Consider the following 14,555-nt stretch of genomic DNA (forward strand, 5'->3'; position numbering starts at 1 on the left):
CTGACGTACACATCAGCCCGTAATCTTTTTTGATTGCCATCACCTTCACGGGTGAGGGCGTTGTTGTTCGTTAATACACCTACTTTGAGCCGGTTCACACTTTTCAATGAAAATTGCAGATCAATTTCATGATGAGTTATGTAGACTGGCCGCCATTAATTTTGAGGCACACGTACTACATGGCTGAATTCGAAACCACTTTTGCAGATCTGGGCCTGAAGGCTCCTATCCTTGAAGCCCTTAACGATCTGGGTTACGAAAAACCATCACCGATCCAGTCTGAGTGTATTCCACACTTGCTGAACGGTCGTGACGTACTGGGCATGGCCCAGACCGGTAGCGGTAAAACTGCAGCGTTCTCCTTACCGCTGCTCAACAATCTTGATCCTGAGCTGAAAGCACCTCAAATCCTGGTGCTGGCACCGACCCGCGAACTGGCGGTTCAGGTTGCCGAAGCCATGACGGATTTCTCTAAACACATGCGCGGCGTGAACGTGGTTGCCCTGTACGGCGGCCAGCGTTATGACGTGCAGTTACGCGCCCTGCGTCAAGGGCCGCAGATCGTCGTCGGTACGCCGGGTCGTCTGCTGGATCACCTGAAACGCGGCACCCTGGACCTCTCTAAACTGAGCGGTCTGGTTCTGGATGAAGCTGACGAAATGCTGCGCATGGGCTTCATCGAAGACGTTGAAACCATCATGGCGCAGATCCCGGAAGGTCATCAGACCGCTCTGTTCTCTGCCACCATGCCGGAAGCGATTCGTCGCATTACCCGTCGCTTTATGAAAGAGCCGCAGGAAGTGCGCATTCAGTCCAGCGTCACTACCCGTCCGGACATCAGCCAGAGCTACTGGACTGTCTGGGGTATGCGTAAGAACGAAGCGCTAGTGCGTTTCCTGGAAGCGGAAGATTTTGATGCGGCGATTATCTTCGTTCGTACCAAAAACGCGACGCTGGAAGTGGCTGAAGCGCTGGAGCGTAGCGGCTATAACAGCGCCGCGCTGAATGGCGACATGAACCAGGCGCTGCGTGAGCAGACGCTGGAACGTCTGAAAGATGGTCGTCTGGATATCCTGATTGCTACCGACGTTGCGGCCCGTGGCCTGGACGTTGAGCGTATCAGCCTGGTGGTAAACTACGATATCCCGATGGATTCCGAGTCTTACGTTCACCGTATTGGCCGTACCGGTCGTGCGGGTCGTGCAGGTCGTGCGCTGCTGTTCGTTGAGAACCGCGAGCGTCGTCTGCTGCGTAACATCGAACGCACCATGAAGCTGACTATTCCGGAAGTTGAACTGCCGAACGCAGACCTGCTGGGCAAACGCCGTCTGGAAAAATTTGCGGCCAAAGTACAGCAACAGCTGGAAAGTAGCGATCTGGATCAGTACCGTGCGCTGCTGGCTAAACTGCAGCCGACAGCGGAAGACGAAGAGCTGGATATCGAAACGCTGGCTGCCGCTCTGCTGAAAATGGCACAGGGCGAACGTACTCTGATCGTTCCGCCAGATGCGCCGATGCGTCCGAAGCGTGAATTCCGCGATCGTGACGATCGTGGTCCGCGTGACCGTAACGATCGTGGCCCGCGTGGCGACCGTCCAGAACGCAGCGGTGAAGACCGTCCGCGTCGTGAACGTCGTGACGTTGGCGATATGCAACTGTACCGTATTGAAGTGGGTCGTGATGACGGCGTGGAAGTGCGTCATATCGTTGGTGCGATCGCCAACGAAGGCGACATCAGCAGCCGTTACATTGGTAACATCAAGCTGTTCGCATCGCACTCCACCATCGAACTGCCGAAAGGTATGCCGGGTGAAGTACTGCAGCACTTTACGCGTACCCGCATCCTTAACAAACCGATGAACATGCAGTTAGTGGGCGATGCACAGCCGCACACTGAACGTCGTGGCGGTGGTCGTAGCTTCGGCGGCGAACGTCGTGAAGGCGGTCGCGGTTTCGGCGGTGAGCGTCGTGAAGGCGGTCGTGGTGATGGTCGTCGTTTCAGCGGCGAACGTCGTGAAGGTAGTCGTGCGCCACGTCGTGAAGACGGTACCAGCCGTCGTCGTGACGCGTAAACCTTTCGTTTGCTGACGTAAAGTAATAGATACAGCCCCGATAAAATCATCGGGGCTTTTTTTATTTCATTTGTACTATTGTACTGGTACAGTGCAACGCACTAAAATGCGGTCACAACATTATTCGCTGGAGAAATCGCTAAATGGCAACACTAACCACCACCCAGACATCACCTTCGCTGCTTGGCGGCGTGGTGATTATCGGCGGCACCATTATCGGCGCAGGGATGTTTTCTTTACCGGTGGTTATGGCAGGTAGCTGGTTTTTCTGGTCAATGGCGGCGCTGGTCTTTACCTGGTTCTGCATGCTGCATTCCGGTCTGATGATCCTGGAAGCAAACCTCAACTACCGAATTGGCTCGAGCTTCGACACCATCACCAAAGATCTGCTGGGCAAAGGCTGGAACGTGGTCAACGGTATCTCTATTGCCTTCGTACTCTATATCCTGACCTACGCCTATATTTCGGCGAGCGGTTCGATTCTGCACCATACCTTCAGCGAGATGTCGCTGAACGTGCCCGCCCGTGCGGCAGGTTTTGGTTTTGCGCTGTTGGTGGCGTTTGTGGTGTGGCTGAGCACCAAAGCGGTGAGTCGCATGACGGCTATCGTGCTGGGTGCGAAGGTCATTACTTTCTTCCTGACCTTCGGCAGTCTGCTTGGGCACGTTACGCCGACTACGCTGTTTAACGTCGCGGAAAGTAACGCCTCTTATACGCCGTATCTGTTGATGACGCTGCCGTTCTGTCTGGCGTCGTTTGGCTATCACGGTAACGTCCCGAGCCTGATGAAATACTACGGTAAAGACCCTCGCACCATTGTGAAGTGCCTGGTCTACGGGACGCTGCTGGCGCTGATGCTGTACACCGTCTGGTTGCTGGGGACGATGGGGAACATTCCGCGCCCAGAGTTTATCGGCATTGCGCGAGAGGGCGGCAATATTGATGTGCTGGTGCAGGCGCTGAGCGGCGTGCTGAACAGTCGTAGTCTGGATCTGCTGCTGGTGGTGTTTTCTAACTTTGCGGTGGCGAGTTCATTCCTCGGCGTCACGCTGGGACTGTTTGACTATCTGGCCGATCTGTTTGGTTTTGACGATTCGGCGCCAGGACGCTTCAAAACGGCGCTGCTCACCTTTGTTCCGCCGATCGTCGGGGGACTGCTGTGGCCGAACGGATTCCTGTATGCCATTGGCTATGCAGGACTGGCGGCGACCATCTGGGCTGCGATTGTGCCGGCATTGTTGGCACGTAAATCACGTCAGCGCTTCGGTAGCCCGAAATTCCGCGTCTGGGGCGGTAAGCCGATGATTGTCCTGATTCTGGTTTTCGGGGTGGGTAACGCGCTGGTACACATCCTGTCGAGCTTTAATTTGCTGCCGGTGTATCAGTAAAACATGTTGCCGGATGGCGGCTGCGCCTTATCCGGCCTACGTGGATTTCCAGGCCCGGTAAGCGTAGCGCCACCGGGCAAAAAACTATCCCAACAACTCTTTTTTCAGATCCATCGCCAGTTCAAACGAATGCAGACGCGCCTGATGGTCAAAAATCTGCCCGTTAACCATAATCTCGTCCGCCTGGGTTTCACGCAGAATAGACTCTAGCCCGTGGCCTACTTTCGCTTTATCCCCCACCAGCGACATACTCAGCGCCTGCTGCACACCGTACTGTTCTGATGGCGACCAGAACTGATCCATATTTTGAATCGGTGCCGGGAGCTGGCCCGTTTCACCACGCCGCAACTTCACGAAGGCTTGCTGCATCGAGGTGAACAAATACTCCGCATCACGGTTACTGTCGGCGGCAATGATATTGATGCACACCATCGCATACGGTTTTTCCAGCCGCGCTGACGGCTTGAACTGAGTGCGGTACATATGCAGCGCCTGGAACAGCATATCCGGCGCGAAGTGGGAGGCAAAAGCGAACGGCAGACCAAGCTGTGCGGCTAACTGCGCGCTATAGAGGCTGGAGCCTAACAGCCAGACCGGGATCTTCTCGCCGTAGCCAGGAACCGGGCGTACCTGCGGATTGGGATCGCGTGCATCAAACCAGTCCACCAGTTCAGCGACGTCGCGAGGGAAGTTATCGATATCACCGCCCATATGACGGCGCAGCGCCCGCATCGTCGGCTGATCGCTACCCGGCGCGCGTCCTAAGCCGAGATCAATGCGTCCCGGATAGAGCGTGTTCAGCGTACCGAACTGCTCAGCGATCACCAGCGGTGAGTGGTTGGGGAGCATGACGCCGCCGGAACCGAGATGCAAAGTCTGGGTGTTCGCGGCCAGATAGCCAATCAGCACTGAGGTTGCCGCGCTGGCGATACCGGTCATGTTGTGGTGTTCCGCCAGCCAGTAGCGATGATAGCCTCTTTTTTCTGCGAGGCGTGCGAGATCCAGCGAGTGTGAGAATGCCTCTTTTGCTGAGGATCCGTCGGAGATCGGTGCCAGATCCAGCACCGAGAAAGGAATGGTTTTGTCAGTCATAATGGCTCACTTTGTCATCGGCATATTTTTTAATAGTGCATTAAAAAATGATAACCGTAGTTAACAAAGTGAGCTTTATAAAACGCGTGGCGGACAGAAAATACCTGATGATCAGGCCTGGAGTAGGCCGGATAAGGCAGTTATGCCGCCATCCGGCAGAGAGGCATTAGGCCTGCAATTCCAGACCGGCCAGACGTTTCCAGTAGCCGTTGCAGTCGCTGTGTGCAGCGAGTGGTAGCGGAGCGCGCCCCGTTTCGTTAGCGCGGAAGGCGTCGAGCATTGCGAATGTCTCCGTGCCCAGCGGAGACAGGCGCACGATGTCCACCAGCCCCTGCATTGACGTCAGTTCGTTGCCGAGGTTGTAGATATAGCCGCTCATGGTCTGAATGCCATTGAGGACGAACACCTGTTGATTTTCCTGGGAGAGTACGTCGCGGCCGTTAGGGTACTTGATGCAGCAGGTTTCGCACTCATCTTTCGGACGATCTTCCGAGCGGGCGGTAAAGCAGCGGGCGGAGTAAGCCAGCGGCAGATGCCCATAGCTCAGGACTTCCACTTCAAACTGCTGGCGAATCCCCAGTTCATCACACTGATTGAGCAGGTTTATCAGCCAGTCGCGGGAAAGCTCCACCGGCATGCACCAGCGCACCATCCCTTGTTTGAGCAGCAGGCGCAGCGTGACGGCGTTGTAGCAGTTCAGCGCGTGTCCGGCGACAAACGGTAGCTTGCGGTCGGCGCACATATTCACCACGCCAAGATCGCTGGCTTCCAGCAGAAAGTCGCCATTTTCGACATAGCGCTTCAGTTCGTTCAACTCAGAAGAGGCTTGCACCAGCGCCAGCGTCGAAAGCACCACCTGCTTACCGCTACCGGCGAGCGATTTCGCCATATCCAGCCAGTCGCCGACTTTGGTGGCGCGGCGTTTGCTGCACACCGCTTCGCCGAGATAGATAACATCAGCGCTGCTGGTGGCTGCCTGCTGATAAAAGCCTTCCAGCGTTTCTTTCGGCCAGTAGTAAAGCACCGGCCCTAAGGAATATTTCATTGCTTTTCTCACTGCCATTTACGGTGATAGGCGCCAAGCGTCGTCTGAGTGCCTTCGGACATCGCGCCGAGCGTCTCCATCCAGTCTGCCTGCGGCGCATAGTTCTGCGGGTCGGCTATGCAGCGGTCGATCGCCTGACGCCACACTTTCGCAACCTGGCTGACATAGGCCGGGCTGCGCTGACGACCTTCGATTTTCACCGAGGCAATATTTGCCGCCAGCAGTTCCGGCAGTAGCTCCAGCGTGTTCAGGCTAGTCGGTTCTTCCAGCGCGTGGTAACGCTCGCCGTCGACCAGATAGCGACCTTTACACAGCGTCGGATAACCGGCGTTCTCCCCGTCCTGATAGCGGTCGATCAGCACTTCATTCAGCCGTGATTCCAGCCCCTGGGGCGTCTGCTGCCAGCGCACAAAGCGGGCAGGGGAACAGGCCCCTACTGTATTGGGGGATTCACCGGTCAAATAGGATGAGAGGTAACAGCGGCCTTCGGCCATAATGCACAGACTGCCGAAAGCAAAAACCTCCAGTGGCACCGGCGTCACGCGGGCAAGCTGTTTCACCTGATGGATAGAGAGCACGCGCGGCAGGACGACGCGATCAACATCAAAATTGCGATGATAAAAGTTGATCGCTTCTTCATTGGTAGCCGAGGCCTGAACAGAGACATGGCGCTCAATATGCGGGTAACGAACTGCGGCATACTCGAGCATAGCGAGATCCGCGAGGATCAGCGCATCCGCCCCCAGTTGCGCAGCCATATCCACCGCACGCTGCCAGCGGGCATAGCCGTCCGGATGCGCAAACGTGTTAATGGCGATGTGTAATTTGCGGCGGTGTTGGTGGACAAAGCTCACCGCTTCCTGCAATTTCTTCTCGGTAAAGTTAAGGCCGGCGAAGTGGCGGGCGTTGGTATCATCTTTAAGCCCGATATAAACGGCATCAGCGCCGTTTTCGATGGCCGCCTTAAGCGCCGGGAGATTTCCGGCAGGGCAGAGCAGCTCCATAATTTATCCTGAAGATTGCGCCGCCTGGGACGCATAATTGTTAACGAACAAGGATTTTAGTTAACCTTGCTGCGACAATTTTTGATTTAAGGCAGTTAAAGTCGTATTGATATCAGCAATAAAGAGTTAGGGATTTCGCACGCAATTGTTGATTTACGCCGCTATGTCGTTTATCTGATATGGCAGAATAGCAGGATAATTGAAACAGGGAGTAAAGCTCGTGTTAGATAAGCTGCGTTCACGCTTAGTACATTTCGGTCCGTCTCTGATGAGTGTGCCAGTTAAACTGACGCCCTTTGCACTGCAGCGCCAGGTTCTGGAACAGGTCCTAAGCTGGCAGTTTCGCCAGGCCCTGGCTGACGGGGAGCTGGAGTTCCTTGAAGGCCGTTGGTTAAGCATTACGGTTCGCGATATCGGCCTGAAATGGTATACCTCGGTCGAGAATGACAAACTGATCGTCAGCGAGGATGCGCAAGCCGACGTGAGTTTTAGCGCTGATGCCAGCGATCTGTTGATGATCGCCGCGCGTAAGCAGGATCCGGATACGCTCTTCTTCCAGCGCCGGCTGGTGATTGAAGGGGATACGGAGTTAGGGTTGTATGTTAAGAACCTGATGGATGCCATTGAGCTGGAGCAGATGCCCAAAGCGTTGCGCGTTATGCTGCTGCAACTGGCGGATTTTGTTGAGGCGGGCATGAAATACTCGCCAGAAACCAAACAGACATCGGTAGGTGAACCATGCTGATTCGAGTAGAAATTCCCATTGACGCACCCGGCATTGATGCCCTGCTGCGTCGTTCATTCGAAAGCGATGCGGAAGCGGAACTGGTACACTCCCTGCGTGAAGATGGTTTTCTGACGCTCGGTCTGGTCGCCACAGACGATGAAGGCCAGGTGGTGGGTTACGTGGCATTCAGCCCCGTCGATGTACAGGGCGAAGATCTGCAGTGGGTCGGCATGGCACCGCTGGCAGTCGATGAAAACTACCGTGGGCAGGGGCTGGCACGCCAACTGGTCTATGAAGGGCTGGATTCACTCAACGAATTTGGCTACGCCGCCGTGGTCACCCTGGGTGAACCGGCACTGTATAGCCGCTTTGGTTTCGAACTGGCCGCCCATTACGATCTGCATTGCCGCTGGCCGGGCACCGAAAGCGCGTTTCAGGTACATCGTTTAGCGGAAGACGCGCTAAGCGGCGTCACGGGACTGGTCGAGTATCACGATCACTTTAATCGTTTTTAAGCGTCGGGGTTTGCAGGTCGTTCAGTAACGCTGCAAACCCTTCGCCTTCTGCGACAAGCCGTTCTTTCTGTTGCTTGGTGAGTTTTTTGACCCGGTATTCTGCGCGTAGCGCCAGTGAACGATCGCCAACCGGTGCGGAAAACGCCAGCGTCAACTCCCCTTTTCCCCGTAGCGCCTTCGCGCCTTTGCCACGTTGATGTTGCTGGTAGCGGCGCGCTACGTCGGTCGTGATCCCGGTATACAGGGCATTGTCGGCGGTGCGGATCAGATAAAGATACCAGGGTGTCATCATAGCCTTCGGCGTGTTATGTTTCTGGCATCCAGTATAAAAGAGAACCGAGATGGAAACACTCACTGCGATTGGTCGTTGGCTGACAAAACAACATGTTGTGACCTGGTGCGTACATCACGAAGGTGAACTGTGGTGTGCCAATGCGTTTTATCTCTTCGATGCCAAAAAGGTGGTTTTTTATCTGCTGACGGAAGAGAAAACGCGTCATGCGCAGATGTCAGGCCCGCGAGCCCCCGTTGCCGGGACCGTCAATGGTCAACCGAAAACGGTCGCCTTGATTCGCGGCGTACAGTTTAAAGGCGAGATCCGTCAACTGGCAGGAGAAGAAAGCGACGCGGCACGACAGGCCTATCTTCGCCGCTTCCCGGTCGCCAGAATGCTGTCCGCGCCGGTATGGGAAATCCGCCTGGATGAACTCAAATTCACCGACAACACTCTGGGCTTTGGCAAAAAGTTGGTGTGGGTGCGCGACTCAATCGGTGTTGTATAGTTAGAAGAGTTCAGGACGAGGAGAAGGCGATGAGTCAGGTACTGATTACCGGGGCGACCGGGTTGGTTGGCGGGCATTTACTGCGGATGCTGCTTAATGAACCGAAGATCCATTCGATAGCCGCACCGACGCGACGCCCGCTGGCGGACATGCCTGGCGTCTATAATCCCCACGATCCGCAACTGAGCGATGCGCTGGCGCAGGTTTCCGATCCTGTCGATATCGTTTTTTGCTGTCTGGGCACGACCCGGCGCGAAGCCGGCAGCAAAGAGGCATTTATTCATGCCGACTATACGCTGGTGGTCGACACCGCCTTGACCGGTCGCCGTCTGGGTGCGCAGCATATGCTGGTGGTGAGTTCGATGGGGGCCAACGCCCGTTCGCCGTTTTTCTACAACCGCGTAAAAGGGGAGATGGAAGAGGCGCTGATTGCGCAGGCGTGGCCGAAGCTGACGATTGCACGCCCGTCGATGCTGCTCGGCGACCGCACCAGACAGCGATTCAGCGAAACCCTTTTTGCGCCGTTATTCCGACTGCTGCCCGGCAACTGGAAGTCGATTGACGCGCGGGACGTGGCGCGCGCAATGCTGGCAGACGCGCTGGCGCCTGAACACGAAGGGGTGACGATCCTGACCTCATCCCAGTTGCGGGAGAGGGCTGCCTGACGCGTGAGGTGCAGGCCGGACAATTCACCCGGTCAATTTAACATTTCCAAACATTTCCCAAAGGCGTATATTCCCGGCTAATTACTCTCACACGCCCTGGGGAATGCTATGGCTGGTCAGTCTTCATCTCAGGCGGCAACACCGTTTCAATGGTGGAAGCCCGCTCTTTTCTTTCTCGTCGTCATCGTCGGTCTCTGGTATGTGAAATGGCAGCCTTATTACGGGAAAGCCTTCACAGCCGCAGAAACTCACAGTATCGGTAAATCCATTCTGGCGCAGGCTGATGCGAACCCGTGGCAGGCGGCCTGGGACTATGCGATGGTCTATTTCATTGCGGTCTGGAAGGCAGCGGTATTGGGGGTGATCCTTGGTTCGCTGATTCAGGTTCTGATCCCGCGTGACTGGCTGTTACGTACGCTCGGGCAAACGCGTTTTCGCGGCACGCTGTTCGGGACGCTTTTCTCTCTGCCCGGCATGATGTGCACCTGCTGTGCTGCACCGGTGGCGGCGGGGATGCGTCGCCAGCAGGTTTCGATGGGCGGGGCGCTGGCATTCTGGATGGGGAATCCGCTGTTAAACCCGGCGACGCTGGTGTTTATGGGCTTCGTCCTCGGCTGGCATTTTGCGGCTATCCGCCTGGTTGCCGGACTGGCAATGGTGCTGGTGGTGGCAACGCTGGTGCAGAAATGGGTGAAAGAGCCTGCGCAGGCTGAGTTGCCGGTGGAAATCACGCGACTGGATGCACAGGACGGGTTCTTTGTCCGCTGGGGCCGCGCGCTGTGGACGCTGTTCTGGAGCACTATTCCTGTCTACATCCTGGCGGTGCTGGTACTGGGTGCTGCGCGCGTCTGGCTGTTTCCACATGCGGATGGGGCTATCGATAACAGCCTGCTGTGGGTGATTGCGCTGGCGGTGGCCGGCTGTCTGTTTGTGATCCCGACCGCGGCAGAAATTCCGATTGTACAGACGATGATGCTGGCAGGGATGGGGACTGCGCCAGCGCTTGCACTGCTGATGACATTACCCGCCGTCAGCCTGCCGTCGCTGATTATGTTGCGTAAAGCGTTCCCGGCAAAAGCGCTGTGGTTAACGGCGGTGCTGGTGGTGGTCTCTGGCGTGATAGTGGGAAGTATTGCGTTGATATAAAAAGGAATGCCGGTGGCGCTTCGCTTGCCCGGCCTACAATAATACACTCTGTAGGCCGGATAAGGCGGTCACGCCGCCATCCGGTACATATGGGGCCTGATGTCGACGCCAAAGCGCCTAATCAGACCTGGGGGATTACTTAAGGAATGCCGGGGGCGCTTCGCTTGCCCGGCCTACAATAATACACTCTGTAGGCCGGATAAGGCGGTCACGCCGCCATCCGGCACATATGGCCTGATGTCGACGCTAAAGCGCCTAATCAGGCCTGGGGGATTACTTAAGGAATGCCTGGGGCGCTTCGCTTGCCCGGCCTACGATAATACACTCTGTAGGCCGGATAAGGCGGTCACGCCGCCATCCGGCACATATGGCCTGATGTCGACGCTAAAGCGCCTAATCAGGCCTTGGGGGATTACTTGATGAAGGTAAACGCCGTGGTGACGCGCTTCACGCCGCTGACCCGGCTGGCGATATCCGCAGCCGCTTTCGCTTCACGGTCGGTCACCAGGCCTAACAGGAACACTTCGCCGTTTTCGGTCGTCACTTTCACGTTGGATGATTTAACCTGGTCGCTGGTCAGCAACTGAGAGCGTACTTTGGTGGTGATCCAGGTGTCACTTGACGCGGTGCCCATGCCAATCGGCTGGCCCTGACGGATCTCGTTATAGACCTCGGTGGTGCCGTCGACGCCCATCGCAATCTGTTTAGCCCGTGCGGAGAGTTCACTATTCGGCGACTGACCGACCAGTAACACTTTACCCTGATAAGCCGTCACGTTAATGCGCGTTTCTTTCTTGATTTGTGCATCTTTCGACAGTGCACTGTTAACGCGCACTTCCAGGGTTCCATCGTCCACCTGAGTGCCTACGCTACGTGGGTCTGTTGCTGCTTTGGTGCCAACGGCGGCGGTACCGACCACTGCGGCGGCTACACAACCTTGCAATAGCAGAGCAGAAATAAGGACTGCGATTGGCGATAAAGCCTTCATGTGTACTCCTTAATCATCCTGGTGGGGGAAAAGCGTGTTATCGATCAGATCGCACAGGCAGTTTACCGTCAGCATATGCATTTCCTGAATGCGTGCGCTGTGGTGCGAAGGGATGCGGATCTCAACATCCTGTGGCCCTAATAGTCCAGCCAGTTCACCCCCGTCATACCCGGTCAGTGCCACAATCGTCATGTCTCGCGTGACGGCAGCTTCCACAGCCTTAACGATATCGCGGCTGTTGCCGCGCGTCGAGATGGCCAGTAAGACGTCGCCAGCATGACCCAACGCCCGAACCTGTTTTGCATACACTTCGTCATGCAGACGGTCGTTAGCAATCGCTGTTAAGACCACATTATCCGTATTTAGTGCAATCGCGGGTAAACTGGGGCGTTCTGTCTCAAAGCGGTTGATCATGCTGGCCGCAAAATGCTGTGCGTTGGCAGCGGATGTCCCATTACCACAACAGAGAATTTTGTTGCCATTGAGCAGTGAATGAACCAGCGTCACGGCGGCGCGAGAGATAGCATCCGGGAGGGCTTCTGCCGCTGCAATTTGAGTTTGAATGCTTTCGGTAAAGCAGACTTTAATTCTGTCTAACACGCTAATCCTTAAGAGCTGACCTATTAGGCTATTTTTATTTGCCCAATGGGTCTGTTCTGAATCTTCAATTATGAGCAGTCAGTAAAGGCATTCCTGAACCACTCAACATCATTTCCGGTGAAGGCTAACACATCGAACCGGCAATCCACAGTATCAAAACTCCCATTGTGGCGCGCGAGCCACAAGCGGGCAGCCTGTAATAATTTACGTTGCTTGCTGCGCGTCACACTGGCAGCGGCGCCACCGAACGTGGTAGAGCGTCGGTAGCGGACCTCAATAAAGACGGTCGTCTTGCCATCACGCATGATCAGATCGATCTCGCCGCCGCGTTCATGCACGTTGGCGGCGATAAAATGCAGTCCCTTGCGCTCCAGCCAGCGACGCGCGGTGGTTTCCCACGCGTCACCGGCCTGTTTGCTCGTTAACTGGCGGGGACAATCTGCCCTTGTTGGTACTGGAGCCATGATAACTTCCTGTTAATCACACAGTCCTGACTGGCGGTCAGCGCGCCGGTATTCCCATTAATTTCGAAGCCCTGCACCTGACGCATCTGGGAGAAATGGTTCGCCAGCGACCAGGCATCCACGCCCATTGCGTACATGCGCGCCAGCGAGTAGTCATTATGCACTGCGCCGAGCGCCTGCTGCATCAGCGACGGGTTCGCGCCCGCCAGCATCGGGATCTCGCTGTACTGCAGGCCATCCATTTCCAGACGGAAGTCAGGACCGGCATTCCCCTGCGCGCTACGCGAACTGGCGTACAGCGTTGCACCACTCTGGCTACCGTTGCGCATGGCGATCATCGGCTTGATGAAGGCTATCTCATTAGGTGTTGCCAGAATATACACGGCGTCCACGCGACCACCGTTACCGCTAATCTGGGCATCCGTTGGCGCAGCCGGAATGGTTAAATTGCCAATAGTGACGCCGGGTTGAGACGGTGCGCTGGCAGCGACCGGGCTACCGGTTAACGCTATCCCTGAACCGCCGTTGACGCCCATACGCAGTTCCGCCGTCGAGCCAAATTTCTGTTGCAGCACCGTAGCGCCACCCAGTTTTTGCCACTCCTGGGCAAAGGCGTTAGCAACACGATCGCCAAGCGCGCTACGCGGGATCAGCAGCAGCGGCGACTGTTTGCCCTGTTCACGGATATGGCGCGCCGCATCACGCGCTTCATCTTCCGGTGAGAGGGCGAAGTAACAGATGTTTGCGCGGCTTTGCACCGATTCCGGCTGGTTAAGTGCCAGCACGTTCAACGGAGTGTTGCTTTTTAGCAGTTCGTCGACGTTGTTTTTCAGCAGCGGGCCGACCACGATACTCGCGCCGTCCTGCTGAACCTGCGTCAGGATCTGATCGAGCGGTTGGGCGCTGGTGTCATAAACTTTCAGTTCCGCGGAAGGATTTGCCGCCGCGCTTGCGGTGGTTGGCTGTGCAGGCGTTGTCTGCGGTGCGCTGACCGGCACGGGCTGTTCGGCCTGCTCGTCATGGGTCAAATCGCTCACTGAAGCCTGGGAAGGACTGGCGACGCCATCGGTCGCCTGCGGCTGCGGGTCCGCCGGCGTTGGGGCTGTGACCGGGGCCGGTTGCGCGGCGGGCTGTGCGTCGACAGGCTGCGTACCAAGATTTTTGGCGGCTTCAAAGCCCTGTTGAATGGTGCGACCAAATACGGCTGCCTGACCGTTCAGCGGTAGTAGCAGGGCGATTTTACTGGTCGAGGCGGGTTTAAAGCTCTGCACATTGACCAGTTGGGTTGGCAGCAGTTTTGCTCCCGGATTTTGCGGATAGCGTTTTTGCCAGTCGGCAATGCCCGCTTTCATCATGTCCGGATCGCTGCGGTTATCAAACCAGACACGTTGTAGGTCCAGCCAGCCCTGCAACACGTTTTCATCGGCATTGATAACCAATGCCTGGGCCTGCTCCTGCGTCATTGCAGACAATGCTTGCCAGGTGGCGTCCATATTTTTCTGCTTATCCTTCTCGCCAAGCAGGGGTTCCTGCGCAATCAGGGAGCGCAGCAGCGAGAGTGATGGGCGGCCCTGGCTGGCGTCAATCTGCGCCTGCCAGTAGCGCGCCTGCTGATTTTGCTCAAAATCAGACGGGGTAAGTTTTTCCAGTAGCGCCTGCGCCCCGGCAAAATCTTTCTGCGCCAGTTTGATTTCAACGGCTAACAGCGACTGTTCCCGGCGCTGGGTATCATTCAGATCCTGCGGCAGTTGGTTAAACAGTTCGATAGCCTGCTGGCTTTTGCCTTCTTTCAGCAGTGCACGAATGGCGAGTAATTGCCAGTTGGTCTTGCTATCATTTGCGCTTTGCTGCATCTGTTGCAGATAAAAGCCGGAATCAGCTTGCGCTGTGCCCTGCATATGGGCAGTGCTCTGATCGGGCGCCTGGGTGCCACAGCCGGCGAAAATCAGGGCTGCCAGAACGATGGGCAGACAGCGCGCGGCTTTTAAACGAGAGAATGTTAAGGGTACCATACTGTATCCAGTGATATTTTTTATACGCAATGCTCAATATTAAATCGGCAATACG

General features: G+C 56.2%; 16 protein-coding genes. 8 read left to right on the forward strand and 8 right to left on the reverse strand.

Translation table 11 applies throughout. The features are described from left to right. The first annotated feature begins 106 nt into the window (after positions 1-106). The 3 genes from yrbN (at position 107) to mtr (ending at position 3,460) form a co-directional block, all read left to right on the forward strand. Positions 107-187, forward strand: coding sequence for a protein YrbN (yrbN, locus tag QQZ17_RS05300; RefSeq protein ID WP_010723222.1), 81 nt, complete (start codon positions 107-109; stop codon positions 185-187). After that, positions 180-2,072 carry an ATP-dependent RNA helicase DeaD gene (gene deaD / locus QQZ17_RS05305; RefSeq protein WP_152406135.1) on the forward strand — a complete coding sequence of 631 codons (1,893 nt, stop codon included), beginning with the start codon at positions 180-182 and terminating at the stop codon, positions 2,070-2,072. Before yrbN ends, deaD begins: the two co-directional genes overlap by 8 nt. Positions 2,073-2,215: 143 nt before the next feature. Beyond that, positions 2,216-3,460: a tryptophan permease gene (gene mtr / locus QQZ17_RS05310; RefSeq protein ID WP_152406134.1), complete on the forward strand. Its 1,245-nt coding sequence runs from the start codon at positions 2,216-2,218 to the stop codon at positions 3,458-3,460. Positions 3,461-3,544: 84 nt separating this feature from the next. Here mtr and QQZ17_RS05315 read toward each other — a convergent pair whose 3' ends face one another. The 3 genes from QQZ17_RS05315 to ubiU all read right to left on the reverse strand — a co-directional run bounded on the left by QQZ17_RS05315 (position 3,545) and on the right by ubiU (position 6,601). After that, positions 3,545-4,552, reverse strand: coding sequence for a luciferase-like monooxygenase (locus QQZ17_RS05315; protein WP_152406133.1), 1,008 nt, complete (start codon positions 4,550-4,552; stop codon positions 3,545-3,547). A 166-nt stretch (positions 4,553-4,718) separates the two neighbouring features. Continuing rightward, positions 4,719-5,597, reverse strand: coding sequence for a U32 family peptidase (locus tag QQZ17_RS05320; protein WP_442548507.1), 879 nt, complete (start codon positions 5,595-5,597; stop codon positions 4,719-4,721). Between the two features lie 8 nt (positions 5,598-5,605). Continuing rightward, positions 5,606-6,601, reverse strand: coding sequence for a ubiquinone anaerobic biosynthesis protein UbiU (gene ubiU, locus QQZ17_RS05325; RefSeq protein ID WP_152406131.1), 996 nt, complete (start codon positions 6,599-6,601; stop codon positions 5,606-5,608). Between the two features lie 220 nt (positions 6,602-6,821). On the opposite strand from ubiU, the gene ubiT reads away from it, so the two are divergent. Further along, the gene (gene ubiT / locus QQZ17_RS05330) at positions 6,822-7,346 is read left to right on the forward strand and encodes a ubiquinone anaerobic biosynthesis accessory factor UbiT (protein ID WP_042325135.1); all 525 of its coding nucleotides are present in this window, start codon (positions 6,822-6,824) and stop codon (positions 7,344-7,346) included. Continuing rightward, on the forward strand, positions 7,340-7,843 hold the full coding sequence (locus tag QQZ17_RS05335; protein WP_152406130.1) for a GNAT family N-acetyltransferase: 504 nt from the start codon (positions 7,340-7,342) through the stop codon (positions 7,841-7,843). Before ubiT ends, QQZ17_RS05335 begins: the two co-directional genes overlap by 7 nt. On the opposite strand, the gene QQZ17_RS05340 is transcribed toward QQZ17_RS05335, so the two are convergent. Next, positions 7,830-8,132, reverse strand: a complete 303-nt coding sequence (locus tag QQZ17_RS05340) for a GIY-YIG nuclease family protein (protein ID WP_152406404.1) — start codon at positions 8,130-8,132, stop codon at positions 7,830-7,832. The genes QQZ17_RS05335 and QQZ17_RS05340 overlap by 14 nt on opposite strands. Positions 8,133-8,184: 52 nt before the next feature. Between QQZ17_RS05340 and QQZ17_RS05345 the strand changes: the two genes are divergently transcribed. The 3 genes from QQZ17_RS05345 to QQZ17_RS05355 all read left to right on the forward strand — a co-directional run bounded on the left by QQZ17_RS05345 (position 8,185) and on the right by QQZ17_RS05355 (position 10,436). After that, entirely contained in the window at positions 8,185-8,625 is a 441-nt protein-coding gene (locus tag QQZ17_RS05345; protein ID WP_152406129.1) for a YhbP family protein, read from the forward strand. A 29-nt stretch (positions 8,626-8,654) separates the two neighbouring features. Beyond that, positions 8,655-9,290 (forward strand): NAD(P)H-binding protein, encoded by a 636-nt coding sequence (locus tag QQZ17_RS05350; RefSeq protein ID WP_152406128.1) that lies wholly within the window; start codon positions 8,655-8,657, stop codon positions 9,288-9,290. Positions 9,291-9,398: 108 nt separating this feature from the next. After that, complete coding sequence (locus QQZ17_RS05355) at positions 9,399-10,436, forward strand: permease (RefSeq protein ID WP_152406127.1); 1,038 nt, start codon at positions 9,399-9,401, stop codon at positions 10,434-10,436. Positions 10,437-10,848: 412 nt separating this feature from the next. Here the strand turns inward: QQZ17_RS05355 and dolP are convergent, their stop codons facing one another. The 4 genes from dolP to QQZ17_RS05375 all read right to left on the reverse strand — a co-directional run bounded on the left by dolP (position 10,849) and on the right by QQZ17_RS05375 (position 14,500). Then, positions 10,849-11,424: a division/outer membrane stress-associated lipid-binding lipoprotein gene (dolP, locus tag QQZ17_RS05360; protein WP_152406126.1), complete on the reverse strand. Its 576-nt coding sequence runs from the start codon at positions 11,422-11,424 to the stop codon at positions 10,849-10,851. A gap of 9 nt (positions 11,425-11,433) precedes the next feature. After that, positions 11,434-12,024: a DnaA initiator-associating protein DiaA gene (gene diaA / locus QQZ17_RS05365; RefSeq protein ID WP_042325150.1), complete on the reverse strand. Its 591-nt coding sequence runs from the start codon at positions 12,022-12,024 to the stop codon at positions 11,434-11,436. Between the two features lie 68 nt (positions 12,025-12,092). Next, the gene (locus QQZ17_RS05370; RefSeq protein WP_046487646.1) at positions 12,093-12,488 is read right to left on the reverse strand and encodes a YraN family protein; all 396 of its coding nucleotides are present in this window, start codon (positions 12,486-12,488) and stop codon (positions 12,093-12,095) included. After that, positions 12,446-14,500: a penicillin-binding protein activator gene (locus tag QQZ17_RS05375; protein WP_152406125.1), complete on the reverse strand. Its 2,055-nt coding sequence runs from the start codon at positions 14,498-14,500 to the stop codon at positions 12,446-12,448. Before QQZ17_RS05375 ends, QQZ17_RS05370 begins: the two co-directional genes overlap by 43 nt. Between the last annotated feature and the right edge of the window lie 55 nt (positions 14,501-14,555).

This window comes from Citrobacter sp. T1.2D-1 (assembly GCF_950098555.1).
In the GTDB taxonomy this organism is placed as follows: domain Bacteria; phylum Pseudomonadota; class Gammaproteobacteria; order Enterobacterales; family Enterobacteriaceae; genus Citrobacter_A; species Citrobacter_A telavivensis.

Bases quoted from the DNA above. Each gene is read 5' to 3' on its own strand.
- yrbN (WP_010723222.1), top strand. From the start codon at position 107: ATGAAAATTGCAGATCAATTTCATGATGAGTTATGTAGACTGGCCGCC.
- deaD (WP_152406135.1), top strand. From the start codon at position 180: ATGGCTGAATTCGAAACCACTTTTGCAGATCTGGGCCTGAAGGCTCCT.
- mtr (WP_152406134.1), top strand. From the start codon at position 2,216: ATGGCAACACTAACCACCACCCAGACATCACCTTCGCTGCTTGGCGGC.
- QQZ17_RS05315 (WP_152406133.1), bottom strand. From the start codon at position 4,552: ATGACTGACAAAACCATTCCTTTCTCGGTGCTGGATCTGGCACCGATC.
- QQZ17_RS05320 (WP_442548507.1), bottom strand. From the start codon at position 5,597: ATGAAATATTCCTTAGGGCCGGTGCTTTACTACTGGCCGAAAGAAACG.
- ubiU (WP_152406131.1), bottom strand. From the start codon at position 6,601: ATGGAGCTGCTCTGCCCTGCCGGAAATCTCCCGGCGCTTAAGGCGGCC.
- QQZ17_RS05335 (WP_152406130.1), top strand. From the start codon at position 7,340: ATGCTGATTCGAGTAGAAATTCCCATTGACGCACCCGGCATTGATGCC.
- QQZ17_RS05340 (WP_152406404.1), bottom strand. From the start codon at position 8,132: ATGACACCCTGGTATCTTTATCTGATCCGCACCGCCGACAATGCCCTG.
- QQZ17_RS05345 (WP_152406129.1), top strand. From the start codon at position 8,185: ATGGAAACACTCACTGCGATTGGTCGTTGGCTGACAAAACAACATGTT.
- QQZ17_RS05350 (WP_152406128.1), top strand. From the start codon at position 8,655: ATGAGTCAGGTACTGATTACCGGGGCGACCGGGTTGGTTGGCGGGCAT.
- QQZ17_RS05355 (WP_152406127.1), top strand. From the start codon at position 9,399: ATGGCTGGTCAGTCTTCATCTCAGGCGGCAACACCGTTTCAATGGTGG.
- dolP (WP_152406126.1), bottom strand. From the start codon at position 11,424: ATGAAGGCTTTATCGCCAATCGCAGTCCTTATTTCTGCTCTGCTATTG.
- QQZ17_RS05370 (WP_046487646.1), bottom strand. From the start codon at position 12,488: ATGGCTCCAGTACCAACAAGGGCAGATTGTCCCCGCCAGTTAACGAGC.
- QQZ17_RS05375 (WP_152406125.1), bottom strand. From the start codon at position 14,500: ATGGTACCCTTAACATTCTCTCGTTTAAAAGCCGCGCGCTGTCTGCCC.